Annotated in this window: 26 protein-coding genes and 1 pseudogene; 13 read left to right on the top strand and 14 right to left on the bottom strand. The window is 64.1% G+C overall.

Annotated features, from left to right (window positions below; translation table 11 throughout):
* Positions 1 to 120: 120 nt before the first annotated feature.
* The 4 genes from tcuA to XH98_RS37505 all read left to right on the top strand — a co-directional run bounded on the left by tcuA (position 121) and on the right by XH98_RS37505 (position 3,412).
* Positions 121 to 1,512 carry an FAD-dependent tricarballylate dehydrogenase TcuA gene (tcuA, locus tag XH98_RS37490; RefSeq protein WP_057747694.1) on the top strand — a complete coding sequence of 464 codons (1,392 nt, stop codon included), beginning with the start codon at positions 121 to 123 and terminating at the stop codon, positions 1,510 to 1,512.
* Positions 1,499 to 2,605 carry a tricarballylate utilization 4Fe-4S protein TcuB gene (tcuB, locus tag XH98_RS37495; RefSeq protein ID WP_271621534.1) on the top strand — a complete coding sequence of 369 codons (1,107 nt, stop codon included), beginning with the start codon at positions 1,499 to 1,501 and terminating at the stop codon, positions 2,603 to 2,605. The genes tcuA and tcuB overlap by 14 nt, the downstream gene beginning before the upstream one ends.
* A gap of 71 nt (positions 2,606 to 2,676) precedes the next feature.
* Complete coding sequence (locus XH98_RS37500; RefSeq protein ID WP_271621535.1) at positions 2,677 to 2,835, top strand: DUF5993 family protein; 159 nt, start codon at positions 2,677 to 2,679, stop codon at positions 2,833 to 2,835.
* A gap of 10 nt (positions 2,836 to 2,845) precedes the next feature.
* Positions 2,846 to 3,412 (top strand): disulfide bond formation protein B, encoded by a 567-nt coding sequence (locus tag XH98_RS37505; RefSeq protein WP_271600964.1) that lies wholly within the window; start codon positions 2,846 to 2,848, stop codon positions 3,410 to 3,412.
* Here the strand turns inward: XH98_RS37505 and XH98_RS37510 are convergent.
* The 3 genes from XH98_RS37510 to XH98_RS40970 form a co-directional block, all read right to left on the bottom strand.
* Positions 3,405 to 4,088 (bottom strand): alpha/beta fold hydrolase, encoded by a 684-nt coding sequence (locus XH98_RS37510; RefSeq protein ID WP_271621536.1) that lies wholly within the window; start codon positions 4,086 to 4,088, stop codon positions 3,405 to 3,407. The genes XH98_RS37505 and XH98_RS37510 overlap by 8 nt on opposite strands.
* Before the next feature lie 5 nt (positions 4,089 to 4,093).
* Positions 4,094 to 7,498, bottom strand: a complete 3,405-nt coding sequence (locus XH98_RS37515; protein WP_271621537.1) for an acyl-[ACP]--phospholipid O-acyltransferase — start codon at positions 7,496 to 7,498, stop codon at positions 4,094 to 4,096.
* Between the two features lie 360 nt (positions 7,499 to 7,858).
* The gene (locus XH98_RS40970; protein ID WP_271600967.1) at positions 7,859 to 8,119 is read right to left on the bottom strand and encodes a hypothetical protein; all 261 of its coding nucleotides are present in this window, start codon (positions 8,117 to 8,119) and stop codon (positions 7,859 to 7,861) included.
* Positions 8,120 to 8,170: 51 nt separating this feature from the next.
* On the opposite strand from XH98_RS40970, the gene XH98_RS37520 reads away from it, so the two are divergent.
* The gene (locus XH98_RS37520; RefSeq protein WP_271621940.1) at positions 8,171 to 8,791 is read left to right on the top strand and encodes a TetR/AcrR family transcriptional regulator; all 621 of its coding nucleotides are present in this window, start codon (positions 8,171 to 8,173) and stop codon (positions 8,789 to 8,791) included.
* 1 nt (position 8,792) lies between these two features.
* On the opposite strand, the gene pncB is transcribed toward XH98_RS37520, so the two are convergent.
* Positions 8,793 to 10,097 carry a nicotinate phosphoribosyltransferase gene (gene pncB / locus XH98_RS37525; protein WP_271600969.1) on the bottom strand — a complete coding sequence of 435 codons (1,305 nt, stop codon included), beginning with the start codon at positions 10,095 to 10,097 and terminating at the stop codon, positions 8,793 to 8,795.
* A gap of 93 nt (positions 10,098 to 10,190) precedes the next feature.
* A complete protein-coding gene (locus XH98_RS37530; protein ID WP_271600970.1) occupies positions 10,191 to 11,117 on the bottom strand; it encodes a LysR family transcriptional regulator in 927 nt (308 codons plus the stop codon).
* Between the two features lie 96 nt (positions 11,118 to 11,213).
* Here XH98_RS37530 and pcaH point away from each other — a divergent pair, with 96 nt between their 5' ends.
* Together pcaH and pcaG are read left to right on the top strand one after the other, a co-directional pair.
* Positions 11,214 to 12,002 (top strand): protocatechuate 3,4-dioxygenase subunit beta, encoded by a 789-nt coding sequence (gene pcaH, locus XH98_RS37535; protein ID WP_057747679.1) that lies wholly within the window; start codon positions 11,214 to 11,216, stop codon positions 12,000 to 12,002.
* Between the two features lie 4 nt (positions 12,003 to 12,006).
* Positions 12,007 to 12,633: a protocatechuate 3,4-dioxygenase subunit alpha gene (gene pcaG, locus XH98_RS37540; RefSeq protein ID WP_057747677.1), complete on the top strand. Its 627-nt coding sequence runs from the start codon at positions 12,007 to 12,009 to the stop codon at positions 12,631 to 12,633.
* 4 nt (positions 12,634 to 12,637) lie between these two features.
* On the opposite strand, the gene XH98_RS37545 is transcribed toward pcaG, so the two are convergent.
* Positions 12,638 to 13,543, bottom strand: a complete 906-nt coding sequence (locus XH98_RS37545) for a helix-turn-helix domain-containing protein (protein ID WP_271600972.1) — start codon at positions 13,541 to 13,543, stop codon at positions 12,638 to 12,640.
* Between the two features lie 50 nt (positions 13,544 to 13,593).
* Between XH98_RS37545 and pobA the strand changes: the two genes are divergently transcribed.
* The gene (pobA, locus tag XH98_RS37550; protein WP_271621538.1) at positions 13,594 to 14,766 is read left to right on the top strand and encodes a 4-hydroxybenzoate 3-monooxygenase; all 1,173 of its coding nucleotides are present in this window, start codon (positions 13,594 to 13,596) and stop codon (positions 14,764 to 14,766) included.
* Between the two features lie 6 nt (positions 14,767 to 14,772).
* On the opposite strand, the gene XH98_RS37555 is transcribed toward pobA, so the two are convergent.
* From XH98_RS37555 to XH98_RS37565, 3 genes and pseudogenes are all read right to left on the bottom strand, one after another.
* Positions 14,773 to 16,923 (bottom strand): adenylate/guanylate cyclase domain-containing protein, encoded by a 2,151-nt coding sequence (locus XH98_RS37555; protein WP_271621539.1) that lies wholly within the window; start codon positions 16,921 to 16,923, stop codon positions 14,773 to 14,775.
* 17 nt (positions 16,924 to 16,940) lie between these two features.
* The gene (locus XH98_RS37560; RefSeq protein ID WP_271600975.1) at positions 16,941 to 17,609 is read right to left on the bottom strand and encodes a hypothetical protein; all 669 of its coding nucleotides are present in this window, start codon (positions 17,607 to 17,609) and stop codon (positions 16,941 to 16,943) included.
* Positions 17,610 to 17,920: 311 nt separating this feature from the next.
* Positions 17,921 to 18,215 (bottom strand): annotated as a pseudogene (locus tag XH98_RS37565) (HD-GYP domain-containing protein); the annotation flags it as partial.
* Between the two features lie 564 nt (positions 18,216 to 18,779).
* On the opposite strand from XH98_RS37565, the gene XH98_RS37570 reads away from it, so the two are divergent.
* The gene (locus XH98_RS37570) at positions 18,780 to 19,094 is read left to right on the top strand and encodes a hypothetical protein (protein WP_271621540.1); all 315 of its coding nucleotides are present in this window, start codon (positions 18,780 to 18,782) and stop codon (positions 19,092 to 19,094) included.
* Between the two features lie 149 nt (positions 19,095 to 19,243).
* Positions 19,244 to 19,696 (top strand): hypothetical protein, encoded by a 453-nt coding sequence (locus XH98_RS37575; RefSeq protein ID WP_271621541.1) that lies wholly within the window; start codon positions 19,244 to 19,246, stop codon positions 19,694 to 19,696.
* A gap of 54 nt (positions 19,697 to 19,750) precedes the next feature.
* Here the strand turns inward: XH98_RS37575 and galE are convergent, their stop codons facing one another.
* Positions 19,751 to 20,737: a UDP-glucose 4-epimerase GalE gene (gene galE, locus XH98_RS37580; protein ID WP_271600978.1), complete on the bottom strand. Its 987-nt coding sequence runs from the start codon at positions 20,735 to 20,737 to the stop codon at positions 19,751 to 19,753.
* Positions 20,738 to 21,113: 376 nt separating this feature from the next.
* Here galE and XH98_RS37585 point away from each other — a divergent pair, with 376 nt between their 5' ends.
* Complete coding sequence (locus tag XH98_RS37585) at positions 21,114 to 21,395, top strand: hypothetical protein (RefSeq protein WP_271621542.1); 282 nt, start codon at positions 21,114 to 21,116, stop codon at positions 21,393 to 21,395.
* 159 nt (positions 21,396 to 21,554) lie between these two features.
* A complete protein-coding gene (locus tag XH98_RS37590; RefSeq protein WP_271600980.1) occupies positions 21,555 to 22,001 on the top strand; it encodes a CHRD domain-containing protein in 447 nt (148 codons plus the stop codon).
* A 53-nt stretch (positions 22,002 to 22,054) separates the two neighbouring features.
* Here XH98_RS37590 and XH98_RS37595 read toward each other — a convergent pair whose 3' ends face one another.
* From XH98_RS37595 to XH98_RS37605, 3 genes are all read right to left on the bottom strand, one after another.
* Positions 22,055 to 22,420 carry a VanZ family protein gene (locus XH98_RS37595; RefSeq protein ID WP_271621941.1) on the bottom strand — a complete coding sequence of 122 codons (366 nt, stop codon included), beginning with the start codon at positions 22,418 to 22,420 and terminating at the stop codon, positions 22,055 to 22,057.
* A gap of 162 nt (positions 22,421 to 22,582) precedes the next feature.
* Positions 22,583 to 24,166, bottom strand: coding sequence for an EAL domain-containing protein (locus XH98_RS37600; RefSeq protein WP_271621543.1), 1,584 nt, complete (start codon positions 24,164 to 24,166; stop codon positions 22,583 to 22,585).
* A 399-nt stretch (positions 24,167 to 24,565) separates the two neighbouring features.
* Complete coding sequence (locus XH98_RS37605; protein WP_271621544.1) at positions 24,566 to 24,736, bottom strand: hypothetical protein; 171 nt, start codon at positions 24,734 to 24,736, stop codon at positions 24,566 to 24,568.
* Positions 24,737 to 24,852: 116 nt separating this feature from the next.
* Here XH98_RS37605 and XH98_RS37610 point away from each other — a divergent pair, with 116 nt between their 5' ends.
* The gene (locus tag XH98_RS37610; RefSeq protein WP_271621545.1) at positions 24,853 to 25,398 is read left to right on the top strand and encodes an NUDIX hydrolase; all 546 of its coding nucleotides are present in this window, start codon (positions 24,853 to 24,855) and stop codon (positions 25,396 to 25,398) included.
* 23 nt (positions 25,399 to 25,421) lie between these two features.
* Here the strand turns inward: XH98_RS37610 and XH98_RS37615 are convergent, their stop codons facing one another.
* Positions 25,422 to 25,595 (bottom strand): hypothetical protein, encoded by a 174-nt coding sequence (locus tag XH98_RS37615; RefSeq protein WP_271600984.1) that lies wholly within the window; start codon positions 25,593 to 25,595, stop codon positions 25,422 to 25,424.
* Positions 25,596 to 25,756: the final 161 nt, after the last annotated feature.

A 25,756-nucleotide genomic window follows, 5' to 3' on the forward strand; every position in this document is an offset into this window, starting at 1 on the left:
AGATGCCGCTTGCGTTTCGTCCGTATATCTTCGTATACAAAAGTACGCAAGAGCCGCGAGGGTTGACCAAGCGCTTTCGCGGGCAGAATGTCTCCAACCTCGTCGCATCGGACGGACCGTATGGGCAGCAAATACGATGTGCTGGTGATCGGCGGCGGCAATGCGGCGCTGTGCGCGGCGATTTCGGCGCGCCGCGGCGGCGCCTCGGTGCTGGTGCTGGAAGGCGCGCCAAAATTCTATCGCGGCGGCAACACCCGCCACACCCGCAACATGCGCTGCGCCCATGACGCCGCCACCGAAATTCTCACGGGCCCTTACACCGAGGAGGAGTTCTGGGAGGATCTGCTGCGCGTCACCGGCGGGCAGACCGACGAGCTGCTCGCTCGTCACATGATCCGCGAGTCCAAGGACATCCTGAACTGGATCGTGGAGCAGGGCGTGCGCTGGCAGCCTTCGCTCGGCGGCACGCTCAGCCTCGGCCGCACCAACTCCTTCTTTCTCGGCGGCGGCCGCGCGATGCTGAACGCGCTTTACCTCACTGCCGAACAGCTTGGCGTCGAGGTCGAATACGATGCCGAGGTCACCGACCTCGTGATCGAGGACGGCATGTTTCTCGCCGCCCGCCTCAAGCGGCCGATCAAGGGCGAGACCGAGATGCGCGCGACCGCGCTGGTCGCGGCGGCCGGCGGGTTCGAGGCCAACATCGAATGGCTGAAGCAATATTGGGGCGAGGCGGCCGACAATTTCCTGATCCGCGGCACGCCGTACAATCGCGGCTCGATCCTGAAGATGCTGCTCGACAAGGGTGTCCAGGAGGTCGGCGATCCCACCCAGTGCCACGCGGTCGCGATCGATGCCCGCGCGCCGAAGTTCGACGGCGGCATCATCACGCGGCATGACTCGGTCGTGTTCGGCATCGTCGTCAACAAGCACGCCCAGCGCTTCTATGACGAGGGCGAGGACATCTGGCCGAAGCGCTATGCGATCTGGGGGCGGCTGGTCGCGGCGCAGCCCGACCAGATTGCCTACATCATCTTCGATTCGACCGTGGTCAGCAGCTTCATGCCCACGCTGTTCCCGCCGATTGCCGGTCAAACCGTGGCTGAGCTCGCCGGCAAGCTGGGGCTCGATCCGGCGGCGCTGGAAAAGACCATCACCGAATTCAACGCGGCGGTGCGGCCGGGTACCTTCGATCATACCATTCTCGACGACTGCCGCACCGAAGGCGTCACGCCGCCCAAGACGCATTGGGCGCGCAAGATCGAGACGCCGCCCTATCTCGCCTATCCCGTGCGGCCGGGCATCACCTTTACCTATCTCGGCACGCGCGTGAACAAGGAGGCGCGGATGTTGATGGCGGACGGCAAGCCGTCGGCGAACATGTTTGCAGCCGGCGAGATCATGGCCGGCAACGTGTTGGGTAAAGGCTATGCCGCCGGCATGGGCATGACCATCGGCAGCGTGTTCGGGCGGATCGCAGGACGGGAAGCGGCGAAACATGCACGGAACTAGAATTCTTGATGAGGCCGACCGTCTGATGACGGTCTGCAATTCCTGCCGCTATTGCGAGGGCCTGTGCGCGGTGTTTCCCGCCATGGAGATGCGGCGCGCCTTCTCGGACGGCGACCTCAACTATCTCGCCAACCTCTGCCATTCCTGCGGCGCCTGCTATGTCGACTGCCAGTTCTCGCCGCCGCACGAGTTCAACGTCAACGTTCCCAAGACGCTGGCGGTCGCGCGCGCCGAATCCTATGCGGCCTATGCCTGGCCGCGGGCGCTGTCCGGCGCCTTCGCCCGCAACGGCCTCGTCATCAGTATCGTTGCCGCGCTTAGCATGGCAGCCTTTATCCTCGGTTTCGCCGCGCTCAACGACCGCGGCGTGCTGTTCGGTGTGCACACCGGGCCCAGTGCGTTCTACAAGCTGATGCCACACAGCGTGATGGCCGTGCTGTTCAGCGCCGCGTTTCTTTATGCCGTTCTCGCTCTGGTGATGAGCGTGCGTGCGTTCTGGCACGACATCGGCGCGCCGATCGGCGGGCACGCCGACGGCGGCTCGATCTTCCAGGCGATCCGTGATGCCGGCGAGCTGCGCTATCTCCATGGCGGCGGCGTCGGCTGCTACAACGAGGACGACAAGCCGACCGACCGGCGCAAGCTCTTCCATCACCTGACGTTCTACGGCTTCCTGCTGTGCTTTGCCGCGACTTCGGTGGCGACGCTCTATCACTATCTGCTCGGCCGGGAGGCACCGTATCCTTGGTGGGATCTGCCGGTCGTGCTCGGCACGCTCGGCGGCGTCGGCCTCATCGTCGGCCCAATCGGGCTTCTCGTCGCGAAATCTCGGCGCGCGCCCGAACTGCTCGACGAGAACAGTTACGGCATGGATGTCGGCTTCATCGCCATGCTGTTCCTGACGGGTCTCACCGGCATGCTGGTTCTGATTTTGCGCGAGACAGCCGCCATGGGCCCACTGCTGGCGCTGCATCTCGGCGCGGTGTTCGCATTGTTCATCACCATGCCCTATGGCAAATTCGTGCACGGCATCTATCGCTTCGCTGCGCTGGTGCGCTACGCGCAGGAACGGCGCAGCGAAGCCGGCTCTTGAGGGACGCGCGGCTCTAACGTATCTCTTGCGCCATTCGCGCTGTGCGCGAATCGCTTGGGGAGCCCGCGCTCATGTACATGTTTGTGCCATTTCTGTTGGCGCTCGCCGGCTGCGCGAGCGTCTGGCGTTCCCACGCGCGGCTGGGCTACGGACTGTGGGGCGCAACGATCGTCGTCACCATCGTGTGGTTCTTCCATCACGCGACCGATCCGCTGAAATTCTCTTTCTGACGGTGTCGCGATGAGCATCGTTGATACGAGCAAGAAACCGCCGGTCGGCGCGATCCTGAATGCGGCGGGATTGCTCGGGATCTCGCTAATCCTGACGGTCGCCTTCTCCTACCAACTTGGGCTGGGCGAATTGCCTTGTCCGCTTTGCCTGCTGCAACGAGCCGGGTTCATCGCAATCGGCATGGGGTTCCTGTTCAACCTGCGTCTCGGTGAGCGGCCGTCGCACTATGCGATGATCCTCATGGCCAGCCTCGTCACCGGCTTTATTGCGATGCGGCAGGTGTCGCTGCATCTGGCGCCCGGCGATCCCGGCTACGGTTCGGCGTTGTGGGGCTTGCACTTCTACACTTGGGCGCTGATCGCGGCCGTAGCTGTGGTGTGCTATGTCGCGTTGGTCTTTGTCCTGAAGGATGCGACCGGCAAGCAGGAGGGGGATGCGCCGGTGACCGGGTTCGCGTCCAATGCGGTCTTCGCGATCTTCGCGTTGCTGGTTGCCGCAAATCTCCTGTCCACCGTGCTGGAGTGCGGCGCAGGTCAGTGTGACGACAACCCGGTCCGCTATCTCCTGCTCAAGTGACAGAGGCGGCGCGGAAGCGGCTGTCCTGCAGGAAGGCGATCGTCTGTTCGATCGCGACGGGGTGCCGGAGCAGCCCGGTGTGGGACGCCTTCACGACGACATGGTCGGTCATGCCTGAAAGCATCGTGCTCTGCACCGATACGCGGCCGTCATTCGGTTTTGGCAGAACGAAGAGGCCGGCGACGGGGTCTATGAAGCGGTTTCCGGCGATGACGCCGACCGGATAGTCGATGGCGGGGAGGGCATTCGGCGCGGCCGCAGGCGTGGTGGTGAGCTCGAGGCCGGCCGGCCCGTAGAAGGCGCGGTAAGGCAGGAATCCCTGCAGGAGATCGGCGACCTCGCTGCCGCGGTTCGGTGTACCGAGCATCACGACGCGGCCAAGCCGGGCCGGGCGGTGTCTTGCGATATAAGCGCGCGCGACGAGGCCGCCCATCGAATGCGCGACAAAATGCAGCGGCGCGTCGCGCTCGGCGAAATGGACGATCGCCGGATGAATGTCGTCCACGATGGCCGATATCGGCTTGCTGCGGCTGGAATAGTCGATTTTGAGCGTCGTGAACCCGCTCGCCTGGAGCGCCCGCTCCAGCTTCTTCAGGGATGCCGAGGTCCGCGCGATGCCGTGAAGCAGAATAACTCCGGGGCATCGCGCGTCGCCTGATTGAGGCGCCTCGGGCATCTCGTTTACGCGACCTCGCGCTCCGGCGCCGAGGCCTGTTCGCGGGCCATCGCCGTCGCGGTGACGTAGTCGGTCTTGCCGGTGCCGAGCAGCGGCACCTTGTCGACCACCATGATCGTCGCGGGCACGGTCAGCTCGGAGGCGCCGATCGCCTTGGCCTGGGCCTGCATTGCGCTGCGCTCGGCATTCTTCTCCGTCGTCAGCAGCACGATACGCTCGCCCTTGCGCTGGTCGGGGATCGACACCGCGACCGAAGCCGCCTGCGGCCACAGCGTGGTCGCGATGCTCTCGACCGCCGACAGCGAGACCATCTCGCCGGCGATCTTGGCAAAGCGCTTGGCGCGGCCCTTGATGGTGATGAAGCCGGCCGTGTCGATCGCGACGATGTCGCCGGTGTCGTGCCAGCCCTCGGGCAGCACTTCGAGCACACCAGGGTTTTCGGCCCTGAGGTAACCGAGCATGACGTTCGGTCCGCGCACCGACAGGCGTCCGCCTTCCTCGATGCCGGGGACCGGATCGAGGCGGCTTTCCATCAGCGGCGACAGGCGGCCGACGGTGCCGGGGCGGTTGGCCATCGGCGTGTTCATCGCCAGCACCGGCGCCGTCTCGGTGACGCCATAGCCTTCGAGAATGCGGATGCCGTAGCGCTCCATGAACACCTGGCGTGTGCGATCCTTCACTGCCTCGGCGCCGGCGATCACCAGGCGCAGGGTGCGGAAGTCGTAAGGGTGCGCCGAGCGGGCATAGCCGGTGAGGAACGTATCGGTGCCGAACAGGATGGTGGCGCCGGTCTGGTAGATCAGCTCGGGCACGATGCGGTAGTGCAGCGGCGAGGGATACATGTAGATCGGAATGCCCGCCAGCATTGGCATCATCATTCCGCCTGTGAGCCCAAACGAGTGGAACACCGGCAGCACGTTGAACACCTTGTCATTGGCGTTGGCATCGACCCGCGCCAGCGCCTGCGCCGCGTTGGCGAGGATGTTGCGGTGGGACAGCACCACGCCCTTGGGCGTGCCTTCCGAGCCCGAGGTGAACAGCACGACGGCCGGATCGTTGGCCTGGCGGGCAACGCGCGGCGCGGTGCCTGCAAGTAGTCCCTTGATCTTGTCGACCGTGCCGATCGAGGCTCTGATGTCCTCGAGATAGACGATGCGCGCCTCCGCGGAGATCGCGGCCATCAGCTTGTCGAGCTTGCCCTTCTCGATGAAGGCCTTCGACGTCAGCACGGTGTTGACCTGCGCGGCCTTCATGGCGGCGGTCACGTTGACCGGGCCGGCCGAGAAGTTGAGCATGGCCGGAACGCGGCCGATGCTCTGCAGCGCCATGAAGACGGCGGCGACGCCGGCGGAGTTCGGCAGCAGCACGCCGACATTCTCGCCGGCCGAGGTACCGGCCTCCAACTTGCGGCTCAAAACCTGCGCACCGAGGATCAGCTTGCGATAGGTCAGCTTGGTGCCGAGCGCATCCTCGATGATGACCTTGCCGGTGTCGCGGTCGCGATAGGCATGGCCCAGCGCTTCGAACAGCGTGTGATCGAGCATGGCGTTCTTGACCATCGCGTCGATCATGACGTCCTGCAGCGCAGCACCCGCGGCATTGCGGCGCGCCTTGCCTTTCAGCTCCGAGGCGACCGGCAGCTTGACCGGCGGCAGGATCGTCACCGTCACCCGCGGGAACCACGAGCGCTTGATCTGGCTGCTATTGAGATAGCTGAGGTGGGAGCGCTGCGCGCCTTCGATGCGAACCGGCACGACCACTGCGTCGGCCTTATCAGCGATCATCGCGGTGCCGTCATAGACCTTCATCAGCGAGCCGGAGACGGTGATGCGTCCCTCCGGGAAGATCACGACGGGCTCGCCGGCCGCGACGAGCTTGATCAGGTCGCGCGCGGCCAGCGGCTTGCTCGGGTCCATGGTGTAGTGCTTGACCACGCGCAGAAACGGTTTGGCCCACCAGGCCTTGGAGATGCCGGTGTCGACCGCGAAGCTCGCGTCGATCGGCAGCACGGCGTGCAGCAGCGGACCGTCGATCAGGCTGACATGGTTGGGCGCGATCAGCATGCGCGTGCCCGGCGGCGGCAGGTTCTCGAGCCCGCGCACTTCGGTGCGGAACAGGGCGCGGAACAGCAGCGCGCCAAAGTCGCGCACGCCTTCCTTGCCCCACTTCGTCAGCACGAACCAGACCGCGCCGAAGCTGGCGAGGCCGAGGCCGAGAAAGATCCAGCCGACATGCAATCCGCCCGCCTGCAGCAGAGCAACGAACAGCGAGCCCACCACCATGAAGGCGGCCTGCAACACGTTGCCGGCGGCGATGATGCGGGCGCGTTCGTTTGGCGCGGACCAGGCCTGCACGGCGGCGAATGACGGCACCACGAACAGGCCGCCGCCGAAGGCGAAGGCGACGAAGTCCGCCAGCATGCGCAAGCCCGCGAACGAGGTCGCGAAATCGACCGCTGCAATGTCCTGGCCCTTGGTGGTCACCGCGATGGCCCAGGCGAGGTCCAGGCCGGCGCAGCCCATGATGATGGCACCGATCGGCACCAGCGCGAGGTTCGGGCGAACATGGCTCAGGCTGGCCGCGAACAGCGAGCCGATGGCGATGCCGATCGCGAAGATTGCCAGGCACAGCGTCACCACGCCTTCGTTGCCACCGACGACGTCCTTGACCAGCGCCGGCAAGAGCGACAGCACGATGGCGCCGACCAGCCAGAACCAGGAGACGATGACGGTGCCGTCCCACAGCCGGTGGTCAGCGTGCAGCGTCCTGAGCAGACCGAGTGTCGAGGTCCAGGGATTGGCATCGACGGGCAGATCGGGCGCGGACGGCGTTGTCTGCGGAATGCGGGAGGCAAAGGCCCAGGACAGCAGGGCCAGCACGACCACGGCCGATGCGACCCAGCCCATATGGGCGGAGCCTGCGACGAACTGGCCGCCGGCAACAGTGCCGAGCAGGATGGCCATGAAGGTCGCGCCCTCGACCAGCGCGTTGCCAGTGGCGAGCTCGCCCAGCTCGAGCTGGTCCGGCAGCATGGCGTATTTCACGGGACCGAACAGCGCGGCGATGATGCCGAACAGTGCAAGCGCGGTGAACAGCAGCGGCACCGAGTGCATGAAGAAGCCGGCGGCAGCGAAGGCGGCCGCGAAGATCTCGGCAAACTTCAATCGCCGTGCCACGACCGATTTGACGTATTTGTCGGCGAGCTGGCCGCCGAGCCCGGACAGGATGAAATAGGGGAAGATGAAGACGGCGCCGGCCACTGTCACAAGCGCATCGCCGTGGCCTGTCGCGGCGCTGTAAAGCAGGATGATGACGAGTGCGTTCTTGAGCACGTTGTCATTGAGCGCCGAGAAAAATTGCGCCCAGAACAGCGGCGCAAAGCGGCGAGACGACATCAATTCCCTGATCATGACGAGTCCTGTTGTGGAAAGGCAGCCTGAGATTGTTACGTTGCGGGTCGAACGTCACGACCGGAAGGGGGGTGGGGAGCGATTGCAGGCGACGATGGTTGCCGGCCTGTCATGTCCCCTGCCATCCCTCCGATCCTGTTGGTCTCCAGCTTGTCTCGTTAGGTTCGCAAAATATCCGGTCGCGGGCCGCAGCTTCGGGCGCAAATGCCGCGATTATGCGGATATCGCCGGGGCCGATAGCAAAAGCTGAGCGGCATGCCTGACTTTCGCCGGGCGGCCGGCAATATCGCGACATGGTGAGTCCTTTGTTGCGACCGGCGTTCGCATTCGAGTGGACCTGCATGTGCATCGGCTTGTCCTCTAGGTGAGGTGAGCGAGATGGCGAAACGGGTTGAGGCGGCCAAGCAGGCCGACGCGGCGACCCTCGTGGCGGGGGCGGCTGGTCCGCCACATCCGAAAATTGGCGCGGCGCTCGGCGAGCACGCCGGCAATATCGCAGGCATTGGCAATCCGATCGATCGGCGCCATCGCGAGCCGCAGGACGGCGCGGCCAAAGCCGCTGACGAGAGCCGTGGCGTCATCGATGAAGGTGGAGGCGATATCAACAGCGAGGGTTTGCATTTTGCAGGTCTCCGGGTTAATTTGAACAATGTTCACGTGAGTAGCTTGAAAATGAACAATGTTCAAGAAGAATCGGTCCGAGATCAAAAAAAATTGCGCAGGCGGCTCCAGATCATCGAGATCGCCCGCGGTATTATCGCCTCTAAGGGATTGAGATCGTTGAAGGTTCGGGACGTCGCGGACGCCGCCGGCTGCTCCGTCGGCAGTGTCTATAACGAGTTCGGCGACTTCGACGGGGTGATCCTGACCGTCAACAGGGAGACGGTTCAGGCGCTCACAGCGCGGCTTGGTGCGGTCCCGGCTGAGGATCCGGTTCGCCAGCTCTATGGATTGGCCGAGACCTATCTCGATTTCTTCGCCGAGAACGCCAATCTGCTGCGCTCGCTGTTCGAGCATCGGATGGAGGACGACCGCCCGTATCCCGACGACATCCTCCAGATGGTGATGGACGCCTTCGCACTGATGCATCCACCCCTGGTGCGGGTGCTGCCTGACGCGGATGACGTGAAGATCGCGCTACTGTCACGCACGCTGTTTTCCGCGGTTCACGGCATCATTTCGCTCGGCCTCGAAGAGCGCATGGTCGCGGTGCCGCCGCAGATGCTGCGCCAGCAGGTCACGCAGTTCCTCGACGCGCATCTCGTGGGGCTCGGAGTCTTGCCGGCGCGCTAGACTAGACCAGCACCGGCTGGCGCACGCGCCCGGCATCGCCGAACACGCGCAAATAGCGCTCGATCTCGGAGGGCATTCCGGTCGCCTTCTCCGGATTGTCGGAGAGCTTGACGGCCGGACGTCCGTCGACCGACGACACCTTGCAGACCAGCGAGATCGGATCGAGATTGAACGAGCCGTCCGGCGCACAGCCGACAAAGTCGTTGGTCAGGTTGGTGCCCCAGCCGAAGGAGAGCCGCACGCGACCGGCGAAGTGATGATAGGTCTCCTCGATCGAGCCGACGTCCATCGCATCCGAGAACACCAGCAGCTTGTCCTTGGGGTTGCGGCCCTTCTTCTGCCACCAGGCGATGATCTCTTCACCGGCCTGGATCGGCGGCGCGCTGTCGGGGCGGAAGCCGGTCCAGTCGGCCACCCATTCCGGCGCATCGCGCAGGAACGCCTTGGTGCCGAAAGCGTCCGGCAGGGCGATCAAGAGATTGCCGCCATAGGTCTGGCGCCACTGATCGAGGATGCGATAGGGCGCCCAGCGCAATTCCTCGTCGTCCTTGGCGAGCGCGGCCGCGACCATCGGCAGCTCGTGCGCGTTGGTGCCGATCGCTTCGAGATCGTTGTCCATCGCCAGCAGCACGTTGGACGTTCCGATGAAGGACGGGCCCAGCCCTTCCTTCACCGCCTCCACGCACCAGCGCTGCCAGAGAAAGCCGTGGCGGCGGCGGGTGCCGAAATCGGACAGCCGCAAATTCTCCAGCTTGCGCAGCCGCTCGACCTTGGTCCACAGCTTGGCCTTGGCGCGGGCATAGAGCACATCGAGCTCGAACCGGCCGCGGCCCTTGCATGCCGCGCGGGAGCGCAATTCGTTGAGGATGGCGAGCGCCGGAATCTCCCACATCGAGCTGTGGGTCCACGGGCCGTGGAAGTGCAGCTCGTACTGGCCGTCGACCTTGCGCAGCTCGTAGTCGGGAAGGCGGAATTCGGCGAGCCAGCGGATGAAGTCCGCCGAGAACATGTGGGTCTTGCCGTAGAAGGTGTTACCGGCAAGCCAGATCAGCTCCTTCTTGGTGAAGCGGATGGTGCGGGCATGGTCGAGCTGGGCGCGCAGCTCGGCCTCGTCGATGATTTCGGCCAGGCGCACATGGCGCGAACGGTTGATGACTGAGAAGGTGACTTGCTGATCCGGGTAATCCTCCCGAATCATCTGCAACATCAACAGTTTATAAAAGTCGGTATCCAGCAGGCTGCGGATGATGGGGTCCAGCCGCCAGCTGTGATTGTAGGTTCGGCTCGCAATGTCGGTCACTGTCATGGCCGAATTCTAGCGTGGCCGCTCGCGCGCAACCAGTGGGTTTGGCGAGGGGCAGGCCCGGCCGGCATCAACAGCCGGCGGGCAACGACCGATTCAGGCGGCTGCCGTCGCCGCTACGTGTTCCAGTTGTGTCCTGATCCAGCGGTGGGCCGGGTCCTTCTGGTAGCGCTGGTGCCAGACCATGAACATCGGCAGCTCGGCCAGCGTGCGCGTGCGTGAGGCCAGCGGAATCTGCACGTGCGCGAAGCCGCGCATGACGCCGGACGCCAGCAGGCTCGGCATGCTCGCGAGCATTTGCGAGCCACGCAGGAACGAGGGCACGCCGGAAAAGCTCGGCACCGAAATCGCGATGTCGCGGTGGAAGCCGTTGGCCGCGAGCCGGCGGTCGAAGTCGAGCCGCTCATTGTCGGTATAGACCACGGTGACGTGGCGCGCCGCGAGATAGGCCCCTCGTCCCGATGGGGCGGCGCGCGTCTTGGGATCGTAGTAGCAGACGTAATGATCGCTCAGCAGGCGCTTCTGCACGATGTCGACGCCGACGGGCGGCAGTGGCGTGATCATGAGGTCGCAGCGATTTTCGCGCAGCATCGCAGGCGAGGGCGATTGCGACGGGATCACGCGCAGGTTCAGGCTCTTCACCTGCGCGACAACATGGCCGAAGAAGTGTGGCAGCAGCAGGTCGCGCTGGAAATCATTGGCGGCGATCGTCAGCGACAGCTGCGCGCTTCCCGGCTCGAAGGTGACGCCGCCGGCGAAGCTGCGCATCTCGTCGATCAGCGCGCGGGCCTTGGCCGCCAGTGCCTGGGCATGGGCGGTCGCGACGATGCCGCGGCCGGATTTGGCGAACAGCGGATCGCCGACGATCCGTCGCAGCTTGTTGAGGTTGTGGCTGACGGCGGATTGCGTCAGGCCGAGTCGCGTCGCGGCCGCCGTGACCGAGCCTTCCTCCAGCACCGCGAGAAACAATTCGAGGGCGTGGCCGTCAAGCGCCAAATGATCGATTTTGTTCATGGGATTCATTATAATCGATCTATTTATCTTGAGAATAGGGAGCGGCATTATCGTTCAACAAGCCGCGCACCCGGACCCGGGGCGCCCAAGGGAGAGACAACGCCGATGAATGCCCAGGCGACAGCCTTGCAGGATCCCCGCCTCAACCGCCCCGAGCCGTTCACGCCGCCACTCGGCGATGGCGGCTTCTTCCAGCGCGACCGCTCGATTCATCCGCCGGCCTATGCGCCCGGCTACAAATCCTCGGTGCTGCGCTCACCGCGCCAGTCGCTGCTGTCGCTCGAGAACTCGGTCTCGGAGATCACGGGGCCGGTGTTCGGTCACAACGATCTCGGGCCGCTCGATAACGATCTGATCCGCAACTACGCCAAGGACGGCGACCCGGTCGGCGAGCGCATCATCGTCCACGGCCGCGTGCTCGACGAGACCGGCCGCGGCGTGCCGAACACGCTGGTGGAGTTCTGGCAGGCCAATGCCGGTGGCCGCTATCGGCACAAGAAGGACACGTATCTCGCACCGATCGATCCGAACTTCGGCGGCTGCGGCCGCGCGCTGACGGACGACACCGGCTACTATTATTTCCGCACCGTGAAGCCCGGCCCCTATCCCTGGCGCAACTTCGTCAACAGCTGGCGCCCCGCCCATATCCACTTCTCGGTGTTCGGCTCCGGCTTCGCGCAGCGGCTGATCACGCAGATGTACTTCGAGGGCGATCCGCTGATCCCGGTCTGCCCGATCCTGACGACGATCCCGGACAAGGACGCGCTCGACCGCCTGGTCGCGCCGCTCGACCTCAACGCCTCGACGCCGTTCGACTCGCTCGCCTACCGCTTCGACATCGTGCTGCGCGGCCAGCGCTCCACCTATTTCGAAAATCGTCCCGAAGGGAACTGAGCACATGCCGCAGCCGCTCAACTATCTCAAGGAAACCGCCTCGCAGACCGCTGGGCCCTACGTCCATATCGGCCTGATCCCGGCCATGGCCGGCTTCGACATCTTCGAGAAGAACTTTTCCAACGTGCTGGTAACGCCGAACACCAAAGGCGAACGCATCACGCTGGAAGGCAAGGTGCTCGACGGCAGCGGCACGCCGCTGCGCGACGTGCTGCTTGAAATCTGGCAGGCCAATGCGGCCGGCCGCTACAACCATCCGGCCGATCGCTCGGCCGGCGCGCTAGACCAGGATTTCCGCGGCTGGGGCCGCGCCGGCTCGGATTTCGAGAGCGGCCTCGTGACGTTCGAGACCATCAAGCCGGGCGCCATCACCGACAAGGCAGGGCGCAAATGCGCGCCGCACATCAATGTCTGGATCGTCGCGCGCGGCATCAATATCGGCCTCAACACGCGGCTCTATTTCTCCGACGAGGAAGCCGCCAACGCCGCAGATCCCGTCCTGAACCTGATCGAGCAGCCGGTGCGCCGCGCGACCTTGATCGCCAAGCGCGGCGAGCGCGCAGGAAAGGTCGTCTATTCCTTCACGATCAATTTGCAGGGCCCGGACGAGACGGTGTTCTTCGACGTTTGAGGCCTCAGCCCTCATCGCCATGGAGCTGCGCGCGAAAGGCGCGCGGCGACAGGCCGGTGGCCGCGGCATAGACCCGGCTGAAATAGGCGGGGTCCTCGAAGCCGAGGGCATAGGCGATCGTCGAGACCGGCAGGTTGGTATAGACGAGGTTGCGCCGCGCCTCGCGGATCAGGCGGTTCAGGATCAGGTGCGAGGCGGTGTCGCCGGTCGCCGCGCGCGTGACGCGGTTGAGATGGGTCGGCGTGATCGCCAGCGACTTCGCGTAGTCCGCCACGGTCCAGCGTTCCAGGTGATGCTGTTCGAGCAAGGCCTCGAAGCGGCGGAACAGATTTGTCTCGGCATTGCCGCCAGCGCCGCTCGCGCCGGCGAGCGCACGTGCGACGAGGCCGATCATGGCCGCCGACAATGCCCGCAGCACATGCGCGCGGCCGAAATCGCGCGCGGCATGCTCGGCAAAGATCTGCTTCATGATGGCGCGGATCTGCGGCGTGCCGCGCACCACTGATGATCGTGACAGCACGCCGCGCAGGCCTTCGGCAGCGAGCAGCGCCTCGTCGAGCATTTCCGCGGCGATGGTCAGCACCCAGCCTTCGGTTCCTGGCACGAAGCGGAAGCCATGGACATGGCCGACCGGCACGTTGACGATCTGCATCGGCTTCAAGGGCACGACGCGTCCGTCGAGCGTCGCTTCGCCGCCGCCGCGCTCGATCAGCAGCACCTGGTGCAGACGGGCATGCCGGTGCACGGCGAGCTTCCAGTCGTGCAGCACCGAGCGCGACGCAATCGTCTCGCAGTGGACGACGTCAGGCAGATCGCCGGCTTCGCCGAACAGATTGTAGACCCGGATCGCCGGGGCGGGGGCTGCGTTCCTCATGTTCGAATAGTACAAGACAATGGCGAAACCCTCCATCGGTCTTCCGCATTGAATCTGCAAAAAAGCGCCGTCGGGAGGACGCAAAAATGAAAGTTCAGGTCTGCATCATCGGCGGTGGGCCGTCCGGGCTGCTGTTGTCCCAGCTTCTGCACCTGAAGGGCATCGACACCATCGTGCTGGAGAAATACAGCCGCGACCACGTGCTGGCGCGCATCCGTGCCGGCGTGCTCGAGCACGGTTTCGCCAGGCTGATGCGCGAGGCGCAATGTGGCGAGCGGATGGACCGCGAAGGCGAGATCCACAACGGTTTCGAGATCGCCCATGACGGCGTGCTCTCCCATATCGATCTGCACAAGCATTCCGGCGGCAACTCGGTGTTGGTCTACGGCCAGACCGAGCTGACGCGCGACCTCTACGAGGCGCGCGACCGGCTCGGCGGCAGGGTCGTCCACAACGCCGAGGACGTGACGCCGCACGATCTGACCTCGGATCGACCTTATGTGACGTATCGCTCGAACGGCGAGACTGTTCGCGTCGATTGCGACTACATCGTCGGCGCCGACGGCTTTCACGGCGTCAGCCGCAAGTCGATCCCGAAGGACGTGCTGCGCGAATATGAGAAGGTCTATCCGTTCGGCTGGCTGGGCGTGCTGTCGCGCACCAAGCCGGTGTCGCCGGAGCTGATCTATGTCAAGCATGAACGCGGCTTTGCGCTATGCTCGCTGCGCTCACAGGTGCTCAGCCGCTATTACGTCCAGGTGCCGCTGACCGACAAGGTCGAGGACTGGAGCGACGATGCGTTCTGGGCCGAACTGAAGCGCCGCCTGCCTGATGACGTCGCCGCACGATTGATCACCGGTCCCTCGATCGAGAAGAGCATCGCACCGCTCCGCAGCTTCGTTGCGGAGCCAATGAGCTACGGGCGCCTGTTCCTCGCCGGCGACGCCGCCCACATCGTGCCGCCGACCGGCGCGCGCGGGCTGAACAGCGCCGCCTCCGACATCTACTATCTCTATCACGGCATGCTCGCGCACTATCAGAATGGCGACGATTCCGGGTTGAAGGGCTATTCCGCCAAGGCCCTGGCGCGGATCTGGAAGGCGCAGCGCTTCTCGTGGTGGATGACGATGATGCTGCATCGTTTCCCCGATCGCTCCGAGTATGAGGACCGGCTCCAGCAGACCGAGCTCGAGTACCTCTTCTCGTCCGAGACGGCGCAGCGGCTGCTTGCGGAGAATTATGTGGGGCTGCCGTTCTAGGGGCCGTTACTTCCCTTCCAGCGTGTTCACCGGCGTCCAGTCGGCCGGCGGTGGATCGGCTGCCAGAGCCCGCGCACGCTTGGCAAAATATCGGGACGGCGGATCATCGCCACCGGCGCTTTCGAACAGTTCGGCGGCCTTCGCAAAGTCGCGCGCCCGCCAGCATGCAAGTGCCCTGGCGTAAGTGGCCGCGCGCATGTCCTGCTCCTCCGTCTCCTGGTTCGTCTCGGCGAGCGGCTCGTACACCCTGATCGGCTCGTCGCGTCCCTGCACCTTCACCGTGTCCAGCTCGCGCCAGGTATAGGCGCTGCGGCTCTGGTTCACCGTCGCCTCGGAGGCCAGGATCACGGTGCCATAATATTTGTTGGCGCCCTCGAGGCGCGATGCGAGGTTCACGGTGTCGCTCATGACGGTGTAGTTGAAGCGCCGGCGCGAGCCGATGTTGCCGACGACGGCCTTGCCGCTGTTCAGCCCGATGCGGTGAGCAAGGCCACGGCCCTGAAAGGCGGGGTGGCTGTCGTTGAGCTCCTTCAGCCGGTCGCGGCATTGCAGCGCGGCGGCGACCGCGTGCCGCGCGTGATCGGGATCGTCGGCCGGCGCACCGAACATGGCGACAACGGAATCGCCGATATATTTGTCGACATAACCGCCATGGCTTTCGATGATGTCGGTCATGGCCGACAGATAGTCGTTCATCAATGCGACCAGCTCGGCCGGTGTCATCTTCTCGGCGATCGAGGAGAAGCCGGCGAGGTCCGAGAAGAACATGGTGATGTCACGCATCTCGCCGCCGAGCGCAGGCATCTTGCCGGAGGCAACCATGCTGTCGATCACTTCGGGCGCGAGGTAGAACGCAAAGCTCTTGCGCAGAAAGCGCTCCTCGCGGTCGGCGATCACGAAGCGATAGCCGATCATCATGGCGATGGCGGTCAGGCCTGCCAGCACCGGCTCGGTCAGGGGAAGTGCAAGCGCATGAACGAATGCGCTGACAGCGACGGTGGTGTAGGCGGCAGTGAGCGCGAGCCAGCTGAGTATCGCACCGGTCGGGGCGAGCATGCAGGCCGCGAAGGCAATGACCATTGCGAACCCAATCGCCAGGGCCGCGCGCTGCGGGACGCCGAACTCGGTGACAGCGTCACGCTCGATCAGGTTCCGGACCGCCGTGGCATGCACGAAGACGCCGGCGATGTCACTACGGGCTTTTTGTTCCGTACGGGCGGGCGTTGGCAGGGCGCATCGCGCGCCCGGGCTGCCGTCATAGCCGCCGGAGAGGTGCATCGAGGTGAGCTTGCGGTCCTCGAAATTGAGGATGGTGCCGAGCAAGACGACCTTGCCGTCAAAGGCGCGACGGAAGAAGTCCGTGTCGCCTTTCTCGATGCAAGCGCGCAGGTCTGCGAAGGAATAGGCCGGGACGTCGCGGCCCACGCCGCGGAAGTTGAGCGTCAGTGTGTTGGGCTCGGCGCTCGGAATAGCGTAGCCGGACAACGACATGGTGCCGGACGGCCCGGTCTCCGGCGGTAGGGCGAGTGCGCGCGAAGCGAGCTCGACAGCCATGGCCGGGATCGGCTTGCCGCCGATGGAAAAGCTGAGCGGCATCCGCCGGATCACGTCGTCGTCATCGGTGTAGACGTTGAGGGCGCGGACATTGTTCTTCACTGCAAGTCGCTGCGCGGCGAAAGGACTGTCCGGATGGTCATTGCTGAGAATCTCGCCGAGCACCAGCTTGCCGCTGTCGGACAGCTTGCGCAACGCGATCAGATAGTCGCGGTCAAATCCTTTCATGCGCGCGCCGACCGGCGCGTCGCCGAAAGGAATGTCCGACTGCTCGATCGAATTCTTGAAGATGACGTCGAATCCGATGACCTTGGCGCCGCCCTCGGTAATGCTGCCGAGCACCCGGCCGACCTCGCGCGTCCAGGTCTGCGTCGGCGATCCCTTGAAAGGCGGCGTCTCGTAGGTCTCCCCGTCGATCGCGACGACGACGACCGGCGATGTCGCGGGATCGCGCCGGTCGCCGATCAGCGTCCAGCGCAAGGCCGTGAGAATATCGAGCGAGAGACCTTGCAGTCTCTGGAGCGGCGGGGACGTGAAAGCAGCGCCGGTCACGAGCGCAATCACGATCGCTGCAACGATGTCCCGCCTGCCGATCCGCCGCATCGTTGCTGTCGCGGACCCTATTCGAACCGCAGCAGACGCCCGATGATCGGCGTCGGCGACGCGGTGGCGCTGGCATCGACCTGGAACGTGTAGCGCTTGTTGCCGAGTTTTGCGAGATAGCTGCCGCCCGGCGTCAGCGACTTTCCGGCCTTCGAGAGGTCGAAGAATTTGCCGGCGACCATGATGTCGCTCTTGAGCGGCAGGCTGATCGCGGGCTCCTTGCCGTCGGTGCGTTCGATCACCAGCGTGCTGCCGCTCTTGGCCTGGATCAGCGGCGCGGTGCCGTAGATCGTCGGCAGCTTCGCCGGCGCGCTGCCAGCATCGGATCGCATGGTGCGAAACGTGGTCGCCGCGCTTTGGTTCGCCTCGCGTTCGGAGAGCTGCGCGGCGTTGGCATCGCACGATACCTTGACGCGCTGGACGTTGCCGAGTTGCACGGTGCTCTGCTCGGTGCCGACAAGCACCACGCCTTCGGTGATGGTCTCGCGCAGGCAGGATTTCAGGTAGCTGAGCGTGACGCCGGCCTTGGGGCCGAGCTTGATGATCTTGCCCGGCGCCACGTAATCCATGAAGTCGATACCGTCGACCTTGCCCTGCACGTCCTCGACGATCGCGGCCGGTGTCTCCGCGACGGCGGGGGCGGCGAGGCAAATCGCGCCGACGATGGCGCCGATCAGGGTTCTCATGACTGTCTCTTCCAGTTCGAACGGTGTGTGACTGACCCAGGTCCCGACGCAAGCCTAACAGGGGATGACCGAGCCAAGTGTGATCAGAATCACTCTTGGTGTTGATGCAGCCTAGCAGGAACAGGTTCAAGCCTGTGATGACAGAAATGGGCGGTGCCGCAAATCCCGGCCGTGGGCCTGATGTCAGACCGCCGTTGCGGCGGCGCGGTCCTGGGCCGGGCGGCTCCCGGTCACCCCTGGCATATAGGGTGAAAGGGCGGCCTCGGATTTCTGCAGCGGCAACGTCGTCTGCCCGGTGGCAATCCCGACCCGGCGCTCGTGATGGCCTGCGGCAATCTGCGCACCGAGCCGGATCAACTCGCAGCCGGAGTCGGCCAGGATCCTCTCGCCGATCGTGGCATGGGTGCGGATGACAGCCATCTCCTGGTCGGTCAGCTTGCCGGGCTTGAGCAGGATCTTGTCGGGAATGGCGACCTTGCCGACGTCGTGCAGGGGAGCCGCGAGATAGATGTCCCGGCAGAGGCGGGCCGGGAGGCCGAGCTGCTCGGCGCTGATGCGGCTGTAGCGAGCGACCCTCAGCGTATGCTCGCCGGTGTCGTTGCCGCGACCGCGCTGCAGGAGATCGCGGCGTGGCTGAGCGAGCTGGCGCGGGCGCTGCCGGCCGAGAGCGCGCTGCTCGCGATGATCGGCAAGAGCACGACCGAGGCGTCCGCTCTGCTGAAGCCGTTCTTCAAGCATATCCAGATGATCACCATCATCGCACGCAGCGCGCGGATCGAGGCGGCGCCGCTCGATGGCGATCGCGAGGGTTCTCTGGCTTTCACGCAGGAGGCCTACGATCTGGGCAAAGCTGCGCGCGGGACCGGCAGCGCCTGTCGGAGGCCGTCGTCACCGCATCTATCAGGCAGAAGGAGTTCGACAAAAGCTATGGTGACCAGCTGGTGGCGGAGAGCGCCGGGCTCGGCGCTGCCTATTCCGGCCTGAGTGATCAGCGCAGCAAGAGCAGCCATCTCGCCGATCTGGCCAGCGGCAGCACGCGGAAGATCGCCGAAGCCGTCGGCAGCGCGATCATATCCTTGCAAGCCGGCGACAGCACGCGCCAGCGCCTAGCCGCAGATTCTCCAGGCGCTGCGCGAGGTCGAGGCCGGCAACGAACGGCTCGGCAAGCTGATGACCCGCCTCGTCGACGAAGGTGCCGAGTTCGAGGGCCTGATGAATTCGGCGCAAGGCCTGATGAGCTCGCTCGGCGAGTCCTCCGCAACGTTGCCCGCGGTCGCTGCGCGCCTCGAGACGGCGAGCGCGGGCACGCATCGGCCGCAGCTCCCGGACGAGGCGCTGCTCGACGATCTCTTCGCGCGCTACACGATGGAGCGCGAGCGCGACGTTCACGGGAACTTCTTGCAAGCCTTTGGGCTGTCGTCGAGCGCCGCCACGCGCCGCGTCGACGCAGTCGAGCCTGCGGATGACGGCATAGAATTGTTTTGAGCTTGCCGCCGTCGCGGGGCAGCCCTGCGCCGCAATTTTAGGAACCGGCTTTGCAGGGCGTTAACCGTGGCGGAACACGCGCCATATCGGTCATTGTCGCGCCCCACGGATCATTGCAAGTACGTCTGAATTTCACGACGGATGTCTTCATGCTGAGAGACGGCAAATACGCTGCCTGGTTCAGAACTCCGCGTGGCCAGGGCACTGGCCTTGTCGATTTGACCGAGGGACGAATCTCCGGCAGCGACAGCTTCTTCACCTATGGTGGTTCCTATCAGGTCGATCAGCAACGCTTCACGGCTGTCCTGACCGTGAAGCGTCATACCGAGGGCAATCCGAGCGTGTTTGGCCCAGACGAAGTCGAGGCCAATCTTTCTGGTGATTGCAGCGGCGCGGTTGCGACGTGCTGGGGCACGGCAAAGGAGGCGCCTGACGTCAGGTTCGAGTGCACCTTGATCTACAGCCAGGAAGACGTCGTGGCGGCCGACGCCAAATGCGCGGTCGTGAAGCTCAATTCCGACAAAATGCCCAAGGGGCTCGACAGCTGGTCCCGGCCGCGCCGTCCGCTTGCGCCCGGGCCATTCGGATCGCCGCGCGATTAGCGCTCAGGCGGCTGCAGCCTCTTGAGCGCAAGCTTCATCAAGAATCCGTCGCGCTTATTTGGGCGGATGCGCCTTCTGGTGCCAGGCCCAGGCGGTGCGGATCACGGTCGGCAGGTCGGAATGGCGCGGCACGAAGTCCAGCACTTTTCGCGCAGCCGAAGGATCCGCGACGAGATAGGTCGGATCGCCAGCGCGGCGCGGCTTGACGGTGTGAGGCACCTCGCGTCCGGTCTCTTGCTTGATGGCGTTCAGGATCTCGCGCACCGAGAAGCCTGAACCGGTGCCGAGATTGAAGCTGCCGCCGCCATGTCCCGTCTCCAGCAGCTTCAGCGCTGCGACGTGGGCTGCAGCGAGGTCGGTGACGTGGATGTAGTCGCGGATCGCAGTGCCGTCGGGCGTGTCGTAATCGTCGCCGAATACGGCAAACTCGACATGGCCCTGCAAGGCCATCATGGCGCGAGGAATGAGATGGGTCTCGTTGTCGCGCAACTCGCCGATGCCGCCGGCGGGATCGGCGCCGCTGGCATTGAAATAGCGCAGGCAGAACGCACCGAAACCGTAAGCCGCGCGATAGTCCGCCAGCATGCGCTCGATCATCCATTTCGAGGCGCCGTAAGGATTGATCGGTACGCAGGGGAAATCCTCGGACAGCGCCTTGGAATCGGCATTGCCATAGACCGCGCCGGTCGAGGAGAAGACGATGCGGTGGCAGCCCGCATTGCGCATCGCCTGCAGCAGCGACAGCGTACCCTGGACGTTGTTGACGTAGTATTTCTGCGGGTCGGTCATGGACTCGCCGACGAGGCTTGCCGCCGCAAAATGCATCACCGCCGTCACCTTGTGGTCGGCAAAGGCGCGCGCCAGCGTCGCGCCGTCGAGCAGATCGCCCGTCACCAGTTCCCCGGCGACGAAGCTGCGATGTCCCGTCGTGAGATTGTCATAGACGACGGGCCGATAGCCGGCAGCGGCGAGGGCGCGGCAAGCATGCGCGCCGATATAACCAGCGCCTCCCGTGACGAGGATAGTCGGTCGGTCTGTCATGTCCTTTTACCCCAACGCAAATGCAACGACCCATCCGGACCTGAGGCCGCCAGCAGCAAGTCCACGCAAAGCACAAGTGGCGCAATCGTCGACCGGTTTCGTTATATCGTGTTTGATCATCCTGGATAGCTGCAAGCCTTGATCCGTCAAGGCCACGAAAGAACCTGGCTAGTCTCGCTTCGGCGCAGGCCCGGAGGCTGATATCCCGGTCGTTCGAGGTTCCGCCATCGCACCCTTTGGCTTCGCATGCAAACCGCTCCTGATTCAGCTTCAATTGACCATCGTGCGACGAAAATGTCGACGGATTGCGCTCGCAGCAACAATACTTTTAGAGCCGAAAAATTAGGCTGAGGTCCATAACAAGGGACGGACGGACATGGCTCAGATCTGGATGACATATGACGAACTCGCCACGCTTTGTGAATGCAGCAGCAGCGAGGCGAGATTGCGGGCCATCCACCTGTCGCTTGACCGTCGCAAAAGCCGCGACGGGGCAACCCGCGTGAAACTGGATCTGGCGTTGACGGCCAAGTTTCTTGCCTCTGTCCGCGAGTCGGATTTTGACCTCGACAGCGCCATCGAAGCGCTCCAGGCCACACACCGGCAGATGGCGGAACTGCTGGCGCCGAACGAGGTCCATAGGCGCGGGGTGGCTTAATCGCCGGGCACTCCCGGGGATGGGACCAGCCGGCTTGGCCGTACGCCGTGATTCCCGCGGTGGTTGTCGTCCCGAATCAGGCATAAATCCGCATCCGGAATTTCCGGCTGCGGTCGGTGTTTCAACCGAGTTGGGCCGAAGAGCCTGCAGGAGGATGCCATGAGGCAAGCCAATCATTGGGTCTGCGTGAGAGTTTTGGGAGTGGCGACCCTGGGAGGGCTGCTCATCACCACAGTTGCTCCCGCAAGAGCGGAGGTCGTGAAGCTGCAGGCCGATCTGAAAGGCAGCAACGAGGTGCCTCCGAACAATTCGGCCGGCTCGGGTAAGGCAGAGGCCACCTACGACACCGAGACCAAGACGCTGACCTATACGATCACCTTTACCGGCCTGTCGGGCCCCGCGATGGGCGCCCATTTCCACGGGCCCAGTGAAGCCGGCAAGAACGCCGGCATCGCACTGCCGTTCAAAACGGCGCAAAGCCCCATTCAGGGCACCGCGACACTCACTGGCACCCAGGCGACGGATTTGCTGGCCGGAAAGTGGTACGCGAACATTCACACGGCTGCGAATCCCGGTGGTGAGTTGCGCGGTCAGATGGTGAAGTAGAGGGCCGATATCCTGGCGCGTTGACGCTTCGCCCGTGCCAGGTTTTCCCCACGTCAGGACGGCGGACGGGGAAGGAAAGCCAGGATCGTCTGGGCAAGGATGACCCCTACGGTGCCTCCCGCTGCCTTTTGCAGAACGTCCAGCAGACCCGGATCGCGATCAGGTGTCAGAGCCTGCAGCACTTCCAGCCCCATTGCGACGGCCACGACGAGCGAGCACGCCAAAACGAAGCGGCCCGGCAGCAAGAAGGAGAGAAGAAATCCCAGCAGGCCATAAGCACTGAAGCGCTCGATGACGACGACCCAATATGCCTCGTGGTGACCCATGAGCGCGGGCCGCCCCGCCAGCCGCGCGAAGGTGGCGTAGGCGATCAGGGCAAGGCAGATTGCTGAGGCTGCGATGAGGTGATTTCGGCGCATGGCGGCATCATAGCCGGCCAATCGGCGTACCGCTCTCAAAAGCGGAAAGTATCGTTAAAGCTCGAAGATTTCCGATGCAGCGTTCATGACTGGTGGTTCGCACCGGAACGCATCCATGCAGGGTGGTTGGGCGCCTGTCCGAATTCGAACCAGCCGCCTCGGTCAAGCCACCAGCGCTGCGTCGTTTGCCTGCGCTGCCGCGGCATGACGCGGCGCCATCAATTCGCTGAACTTCGCAAAGGGCAGCGGCGCGGCGACAAGATATCCCTGCCCGGTCTCGACACCGGAGGCGACCAGGGCGCGGAGCTGCTCTTCCGTCTCGATTCCTTCCGCAACGACCGTCATTCGGAAGTCCTTGGCGAGTGCGACCAGCATCTCGACGATCGTCGTGGTCGATGCATCCACGGTGATCGTGTCGACGAAGAATTTGTCGATCTTGATCGTGTTGGCGCCCAGACCCTTCAGTCGCGACAGTCCGCTGTGGCCGACCCCGACGTCATCGATGGCCACGTGGAAGCCATATTCGCGCAGCTCGGCCACGACGGCGGCCGCGCGCGCGAGATCGTCGAGCTCGTCGCGTTCGGTCACCTCGATCATGATTTGCCGGGTCGCAACTTTTGCCGTCACGACGGTACGCCGAAGCGTTTCGACGAAGCCGGCGCTCAGGAGATGCTTGGGGACGACGTTGAAGGAGAGCTTGAAATCCTTGTCTGCTTTCAACAACGGCCGGAGGTCGGACAATGCTGATTTCAGGATCTGCCAGGTCATGGCCTGGATGCGGCCGCTGGACTCGGCAAGCGGAATGAAATTCATCGGCGGGACGACCGAGCCGTCTTCGCGTACCCAGCGCGCCAGGATCTCGCAGCCCTTGATCTCTCTCGTCCTGAGATCGAAGACGGGCTGATAGTACGGCTTGAATTCTCCTGCGGTCAGGCCGCGATCGAGATCTGCGACCGGTCCCTCCGTGCGGCGGCTTCGTCCCAGCAGGATCCCGAACAGCGCGCCAAGCCCGGCGGCGACGGCTAGTGCCGGCCAATAGGCTTCGCTCTTCCAGGCCGAGAGGACGGCACCGTCGACCTCGATGGTCGTGTGAAGGGGATAACGGTCCGAAGACCTGTCGAAGCGCTTCGAATTTCGCCGTGGCTGGTCGGCATCGAGCTGGAACTCACCAAGCTTCTCTCCATTGCTCAAGGAGAGGGTCACCTCACTGTGCCCGCGCAGCTCGGACGGCATGATGTCAAACAGGCTCGCATTGATGCCGACAATGGCGACCAGTGCAGCGCTGCTGTTGATATCCCTGAGAACGCCAAGCGCGTCGCCACCGAACTGCTGAACGCGGAACAGTGAGAGTTTCCCGTCGCGCGAGGCGAGCATGTCCCGGCGGTCGACCCATCCCTCGTCGAATTCCAGCGTTTCGGAATAGGCCGAGCAGATCACCGAGCCGTCCGGATTGACAAGGCGGACGTCCTTGATTGCCGAGCGCTGGTAGACATGGAGGCGGATGGCCTGGAGCGTCGCAGGCTCGCAGTTCACAGCGTCACGCTTGCCGAGTTCGGTCAGACTTGCGGCCGCGAACTCGACCGCAAATTCGGAGCGACGCAGGACGACCTCGGTCAACTCGTCGAGCTGACGGGCCTGCTGGTGGCGGATGAAGCTCTTCGCCGCAAGGTGTCCAGCCAGGCCGAACACGACCGTGCTCGCAAGCACGAGCGCTGCAAACGCGAAGGTCGGTCGCTGTAGTCCCATCCTGCCCGAGCGGAAGTTGAGGAGGCTTCCGGGAGATCCTAGCCCGGACGCGCTAAGATAGGGTTTAATGAAGCCAGCGGAGCGGACGGATGGGAACGGGTTTTGCCTATTTGGCAGGCTGTGTGGGGCGTTACTCATAGTTGTGGGCGCCGGAGATGCCGGGGCTCTGGCACAGGGAACCAAGGATCGGGCCCCTGGCACCCAGACCGGCTCTCCAATCCGAAGCGGTCAGCGCGAACTCCCGCTCCGACAGCATGGGGGCGCCTTCAAAGGCAGGGGATGCCCAGCTATGGAAGCAGTCCGGGAATGGGATCGCCCAACAAGCCGCGGCCCTAGGCCCCTGAGATCGCTGGCAAATCCATGAACTTAGAGGCCGTGATCCTTCGCGGCTTCAAAGCTTTATCGCCGCATGTGGCGGTGCAGGGAAACGATCTCGGGGCGATAAGCGGCGATCGAACTGTTCAGGTTCTTTCCGCCGTGCGGGGATCGCGTCGCTCTCATTCTCAGCGCGACGTAGGCGATGTTGATGGCCAACCAGACCAGCATGACGGAAATGGCAAGATGCAGCACGGTCTGACCTCGCTAAAAGCCTAGGGCAAACGCCGAGTCTCTGCCTATGTTCCCCGCCGAATGCGTGCCGCGCACCTCTATAACCCTGCCTGACACGTCAAAGGAGACATGCCCGGATGGTCCCCGATCTGCCAAAGATTCTGAAGGTCGAGCGCACGAGGATCTCACCATGGCTTGAGGTTGTCGCTCGTGACGTGAGTTTCTCGCGCGACGGTCCGGAGGAAACCTACTACGCAATTGCGCAGCCTGATTACGTGGCCGTCCTGGCCGTCACGCCCGACTCGCGTGTCCTCCTGGTGCGTCAATATCGCCCCGCGATCGAGCGCTTCTCACTGGAGTTGCCGGCTGGAATTGTCGACCCGGATGAAGATCCGCTGGAGACCGCCAGGCGCGAGCTTCTGGAAGAGACCGGCTATCACACTGTTAGCATCGAGCGTATCGGTCAATGCGCAACATGCTCGAGCCGGATCAGCAATACGACCCACTCGTTCTTCGTCAGGACCGGGGACCGCGTCGTCGATTTTGTCGAGGAGCAGGGCGTTCGGGTCAGCCTTGTTTCGCCAGGCGAGCTTCGCCGGCTGGTTCTCGCGGGCGAGTTCGGCGAGCTGACGCACCTCGGCGTGCTGGCGCAGGCATTCGCAAGAGGGCTTCTGGCCCTTTAGTACGAACAGACTGCTTCGTAAGGCTAGCTCTTCTTGCCTGCCTTCGACTTCAACGTCAGACCAAGCCGCATCGCCATGCGCCTGATCGCGTCAGGCGATCGCCCGAGTTGCTTCGCTGCTTCTTCCACCGACGTGGAAGACTTGGCCAGCTCCATGAGCCGGCGATCCTCTTTGAACGACCAGGGCTTCCGCGCCATAACCGAAACGTTCCTCTTCGCATAGACACAACGACAAAGCCGCCAAGCGGACCCATGTTCGCTCGACGGCTTTGCTTGGGTGGGGCCGGGCTTGGGGGAGCCCGGTGCGAGAAGTGGATAGGGTATTGACAAAACTTCGCAACAAACACCGCGGATTAAGC

Origin of the sequence: Bradyrhizobium sp. CCBAU 51745, assembly GCF_028128715.1 — a bacterium.
Taxonomy (GTDB): domain Bacteria; phylum Pseudomonadota; class Alphaproteobacteria; order Rhizobiales; family Xanthobacteraceae; genus Bradyrhizobium; species Bradyrhizobium manausense.